3 protein-coding genes are annotated in these 4,533 nt (G+C 74.7%); all 3 read left to right on the forward strand.

The window, feature by feature from the left end:
- Positions 1–133: 133 nt before the first annotated feature.
- The 3 genes from ACOV8S_RS03335 (at position 134) to ACOV8S_RS03345 (ending at position 4,463) form a co-directional block, all read left to right on the forward strand.
- Complete coding sequence (locus tag ACOV8S_RS03335; protein WP_448316014.1) at positions 134–970, forward strand: SAM-dependent methyltransferase; 837 nt, start codon at positions 134–136, stop codon at positions 968–970.
- A gap of 157 nt (positions 971–1,127) precedes the next feature.
- Positions 1,128–3,668 carry an ATP-binding protein gene (locus tag ACOV8S_RS03340; RefSeq protein ID WP_448316015.1) on the forward strand — a complete coding sequence of 847 codons (2,541 nt, stop codon included), beginning with the start codon at positions 1,128–1,130 and terminating at the stop codon, positions 3,666–3,668.
- A 66-nt stretch (positions 3,669–3,734) separates the two neighbouring features.
- The gene (locus ACOV8S_RS03345) at positions 3,735–4,463 is read left to right on the forward strand and encodes a response regulator (RefSeq protein WP_448316016.1); all 729 of its coding nucleotides are present in this window, start codon (positions 3,735–3,737) and stop codon (positions 4,461–4,463) included.
- The last annotated feature ends 70 nt before the right edge of the window (positions 4,464–4,533 follow it).

Below are 4,533 nucleotides of genomic sequence, written 5' to 3' on the forward strand. Positions count from 1 at the left end.
CCCGGGCCGCCCGGCCCCCGGGCTCGGTCCGGACGCCCCCACATCGGCGACCCTGCGGCGGCGGCGCCCCAACACGCCTAGAATCCCTGCCGATTGATCACGTCACCGTCCCGCCCACCCCGGGGAGTCCGCCATGTCCGGAGCCGACAGCACAGCCAGCACCTCCAGCCCGCCCGACGTCCCCAGGATCGACACCAGCAAGCCCCATCCGGCCCGGATGTACGACTGGATGCTCGGGGGCAAGGACAACTACCCGGTCGACGAGGAACTGGCCCGGTACATGCTCACCATCGAGCCGAACCTGCCGCTGATGGCGAAGATGAACCGCGGCTTCATGCACCGCTCCACCCGCTGGCTCGCGGAGCAGGGCATCCGGCAGCACCTGGACATCGGCACCGGCATACCGACCGAGCCCAACCTGCACCAGGTCGCGCAGCGGACGGCGCCCGACGCCCGGGTGGTCTACTGCGACAACGACCCGATCGTCCTCGCCCACGCCGAGGCCCTGCTGCGCGGCACCCCCGAGGGAGCGGTCGAGTTCCTGCACGCGGACGCCCGGGAGATCGACGTCGTCCTGGAGAAGGCCGCCAAGGTGCTGGACTTCGGCCGGCCGGTCGCCATCTCGCTGATCGCGCTGCTCCACTTCGTGAGCGACGAGGACGGCGCCGTCCGGCTGATCGAGCGGGTCAAGGAGGCGCTGACCCCGGGGAGCTACCTGGTGCTGTCCCACTTCACCACCGACTTCCACTCGGAGGAGCAGGTGCGCGAGGCCACCGCCACGGCAGGCGCCCGGGGCTACAACGCCAGCCCGCGCAGCCGCGAGCAGTTCACGCGGTTCTTCGACGGCCTGGAACTGGTGGAGCCCGGCGTGGTGCTCGCCGAGCAGTGGCACCCCGAGCTGGGCGAGCCGGTACCGGGCCAGGAGGACACCATCAGTTCCTCCTACGCGGCGATCGCCCGCAAGGTCTGATCCCGCCGACCGCCCGGGGCCCCGCCCGAGCCGGCCCCGGGCGGTGGTGTGCGGCCCCGCACCCGTATCGCCGCGACCCCCTCCCCGCCCTCGCCGGTCCGTAGCCTCCACACTGGAGGGGACGCGCTGTCGAGCGAGAAGCAGAGGGACCAGCCGCATGACCCCCGCCCGCGGACGACTCCGCATCTACCTGGGCGCCGCCCCCGGCGTGGGCAAGACCTGCGCGATGCTCGACGAGGCGCACCGCCGGGTGGAGCGCGGCACGGACTGCGTGGTCGCCGCCGTGGAGCACCGGGACCGCCCCCGCACCGCGCAGCGGCTGGAAGGGCTGGAGGCGGTGCCGCGCCGCCCGGACGGCGAGGTGGACGTCGCGGCCGTGCTGCGCCGGGCGCCTGCCGTCGCGCTGGTCGACGACCTGGCGCACACCAACGCCCCGGGCGGCCCGCGCGCGAAGCGGTGGCAGGACGTGGCCGAGCTCCTCGACGCGGGCATCGAGGTGATCACCACCGTCAACATCCAGCACCTGGAGTCCCTGGGCGACCTGGTGGAGTCGATCACCGGCGTGCGCGAGAGCGACACCGTGCCCGACGAGATGGTGCGCCGCGCCGACCAGATCGAGCTGGTCGACATGTCGCCGCCCGCGCTGCGCCGCCGTCTGGCCCACGGCAACGTGTATCCGCCGGACCGCATCGACGCCCGGGTCTCGCACTACTTCCGCCTCGGCAACCTCACCGCCCTGCGCGAGCTGGCGCTGCTGTGGGTGGCCGACCGCGTCGACGAGTACCTGACCCGCTACCGCAGCGAGCACCGGGTGTCCGCCGTGTGGGGCTCCCGCGAGCGCATCGTGGTGGGGCTGACCGGCGGACCCGAGGGCCGCACGCTGATCCGGCGGGCCGCCCGGCTCGCCGAGAAGGGCGCCGGCGGCGAGGTGCTCGCCGTGCACATCGCCAGCCGCGACGGTCTGCCGGCCGCCCCGCCCCGGGAGCTCGCCCTGCAGCGGACCCTGGTCGAGGAGCTGGGCGGCACCTTGCACCACGTCGTCGGCGCGGACGTCCCCAGCGCCCTGCTGGAGTTCGCCCGCGGGGTGAACGCCACCCAGATCGTCCTCGGCGTCTCCCGGCGCAAGGCCTGGCAGTACGTCCTGGGCCCCGGCGTCAGCTCGACCGTCGCCCGCGACTCCGGGCCCGACATCGACGTCCACCTGGTCACCCACGCAGAGGCCGGCAAGGGCCGCGGCCTGCCGATGGCGCGCGGCAGCCGGCTCGGCCGGTCCCGGACGGTGGCCGGCTGGGTGACCGGCGTCGTGGGCCCCGGCCTGCTCACCCTCCTGCTGCTGGCCGTCGGCGCGGCCGGCCCCATCGGGCTGGCCAACGAGATGCTGCTCTTCCTCGCCCTGACCGTCGCCGCCGCGCTGCTGGGCGGACTGCTGCCCGCGCTGGCGTCCGCGGCGGTCGGCACGCTGCTGCTCAACTGGTTCTTCACCCCGCCGGAGGGCACCCTCAGCATCTCCGAGCCGCACAACGTGCTCGCCCTCGCGGTCTTCGTGTCGGTCGCCGTCGCCGTCGCCTCCGCCGTCGACCTGGCAGCCCGCCGCACCCAGCAGGCGGTCCGGCTGCGGGCCGAGGCGGAGATCCTCTCCTACCTCGCGGGCAGCCTGCTCGGCGGCGGCAGCGGGCTGCAGGCACTCCTGGAACGGGTCCGCGAGACGTTCTCCCTCCAGTCGGCCGCCCTGCTGGAACGCGAGGACGCGGACGCCCGCTGGACCTGCGCCGGCAGCGTCGGACCGGGCCCGGTGGCGGCCCGGCCGGAGGACGCCGACGTCGAGGTGCCGGTGGGCGACCGGATGGCGCTGGCCCTGTCCGGCCGCGTGCTGCCCGCCGAGGACCGCCGCGTGCTGGCCGCGTTCGGCGCGCAGGCCGCCGTCGCCCTGCAGCACCAGCGGCTACGCCGGGAGGCGGAACAGGCCCGTGAGCTCGCCGAGGGCAACCGGATCCGCACCGCGCTGCTGGCCGCCGTCAGCCACGACCTGCGCACCCCGCTCGCCGGGATCAAGGCGTCGGTCTCCTCGCTGCGGTCGGAGGACGTGGAGTGGTCCGAGGAGGACCGCGCCGAGCTGCTCGCCGCCATCGAGGACGGTGCGGACCGGCTGCACCAGCTGGTGGGCAACCTGCTCGACATGTCCCGGCTGAACACCGGCACCGTCGCCCCGCTGATCCGCGAGATCGACCTCGACGAGGTGGTGCCCAAGGCGCTCGTAGGAGTGCCGAACGAGCAGGTGGACCGGGTGCTCCTCGACGTGCCCGAGTCGCTGCCGATGGTCGCCGTCGACCCGGGACTGCTGGAGCGGGTGGTCGCCAACGTGGTGGAGAACGCCGTCAAGTACAGCCCCGACCCCACCCCGGTGCGGGTGTCGGCCAGCGCGCACGGCGACCGCGTGGAGCTGCGGGTGGTGGACCGCGGGCCGGGCGTCCCCGAGGAGACCAAGGAGCGGATGTTCGCGCCGTTCCAGCGGCTCGGGGACGCCCCGCGCGGCGTCGGGGTCGGGCTCGGCCTCGCCGTGGCCAGGGGCTTCGCCGAGGCGATGGGCGGGGCGCTCGCCGCCGAGGACACCCCCGGCGGCGGGCTGACCATGGTCCTCACCCTTCCGGCCGCACGCACAGGGGTGGCCGGGGGAGCGGTGGCCGGGGAGCGCGCGTAGTCTCCCGGAGGACCGGTGAGCAGCGCCGGCCGGGCGACCGGAGCGAGACGGAGAGAGGCGACCGCGATGCCGCGCAGCACGGGGGAGGCGGCCCGCAGGGCCGGGCCGACCCGGGTACTGGTGGTCGACGACGAACCGCAGATGGCGCGGGCGCTCGTCATCAACCTCAAGGCACGCCAGTACGCGGTGGACGTCGCCGCCGACGGCGCGCAGGCGCTGCGGCTGGCCGCCGAACGCCACCCCGACGTGGTGCTCCTCGACCTGGGGCTGCCCGACATGGACGGCGTCGAGGTGCTGCGCGGCCTGCGCGGCTGGACCCGCGTCCCGGTGATCGTGCTGTCCGCGCGGCACAGCAGCGACGAGAAGGTGTCGGCGCTGGACGCCGGGGCCGACGACTACGTCACCAAGCCGTTCGGCATGGACGAGCTGATGGCGCGGGTGAGGGCCGCGGTGCGGCGCGCCGAGCCGGTCGGGGCGGAGGACGCCCCGGAGGAGGGCGTCGTCGAGGCAGGCGACTTCACCGTCGACCTGCGGGCCAAGAAGGTCAGCCGGGACGGCCGGGACGTGCGGCTCACCCCGACCGAGTGGCACCTGCTGGAGATCCTCATCGGCAGTGCCGGGCGCCTGGTGAGCCAGAAGCAGCTGCTGCAGGAGGTGTGGGGGCCGACGTACACCCGCGAGACCAACTACCTGCGCGTGTACATGGCCCAGCTGCGCCGCAAGCTGGAGCCGGACCCCTCGCACCCGCGGCACTTCATCACCGAGCCGGGCATGGGGTACCGGTTCGAGTACTGAGCTCCGGACGACGGGCTCGGCCGGCCGCGGTTCGCTCCGGGGCACCGGGCCGCGGGGCACGGGGCCGCGG

This window comes from Streptomyces sp. CO7 (genome assembly GCF_053474865.1).